Annotated in this window: 2 protein-coding genes; both read left to right on the forward strand. The window is 64.5% G+C overall.

Going from position 1 to position 775, the window contains the following annotated elements:
- On the forward strand, positions 1 to 418 hold a 418-nt coding region (locus A9D60_RS05635), incomplete at its 5' end, for a dTDP-4-dehydrorhamnose 3,5-epimerase family protein (protein ID WP_065266700.1).
- A 3-nt stretch (positions 419 to 421) separates the two neighbouring features.
- Positions 422 to 775, forward strand: a 354-nt coding sequence (locus A9D60_RS05640; protein WP_141117833.1) for an SDR family NAD(P)-dependent oxidoreductase, incomplete at its 3' end; no start/stop codon positions are given.

Here is a 775-nt window from a genome sequence, read left to right on the forward strand (position 1 = left end):
GGACAACCATTCTGTCTCGGCGGAGACCGGCACCCTGCGCGGGTTGCATTTCCAGGCGCCGCCCCATGCCCAGGACAAGCTGGTGCGCTGCGGCCAGGGCGCGCTGTTTGATGTGGCCGTGGATATCCGCAAGGGCGCGCCGACTTACGGCCAGTGGTTCGGCATTGAACTCAGCGCGGAAAACGGCAAGCAGCTCCTGGTGCCCAAGGGCTTCCTGCACGGGTTTGTCACCCGGGCGCCCGGTACCGAGGTGGTCTATAAATGCACCGATTATTACGCGCCGGAGTGCGACGGCGCGGTGGCCTGGGACAGCTGCGGCATTGACTGGGGGTTTGACGGCAGCCCGGTGCTCAGCGGAAAAGACGCCGCGGCGCCGGCCCTCGCGGATTTCGACAGCCCCTTTGTCTGGGAAGGATAAGATATGAAGCTTCTTGTGACCGGCGGCGCCGGCTTTATCGGCTCAGCCGTGGTGCGGCTGGCCATCGCCCGCGGCCATCAGGTGGTGAACCTCGATGCGCTCACCTATGCCGCCTGCCTGGACAATGTGGCGGAAGCGGCTGAAAGCCCGGACTATGCCTTCGAGCAATGCGACATCCGCGACCGCGCCGCATTAGACACTGTTTTTGAGCGCCACCGCCCGGATGCGGTGATGCATCTGGCGGCTGAAAGCCATGTCGACCGCTCGATCGACGGGCCGGGCGACTTCATCGAGACCAATATCACCGGCACCTTCAACATGCTGGAGGCAGCGCGCAAATACTGGACCCAGGCGGGG

The organism is Leisingera sp. JC1, from assembly GCF_001679925.1.
Lineage (GTDB): Bacteria > Pseudomonadota > Alphaproteobacteria > Rhodobacterales > Rhodobacteraceae > Leisingera.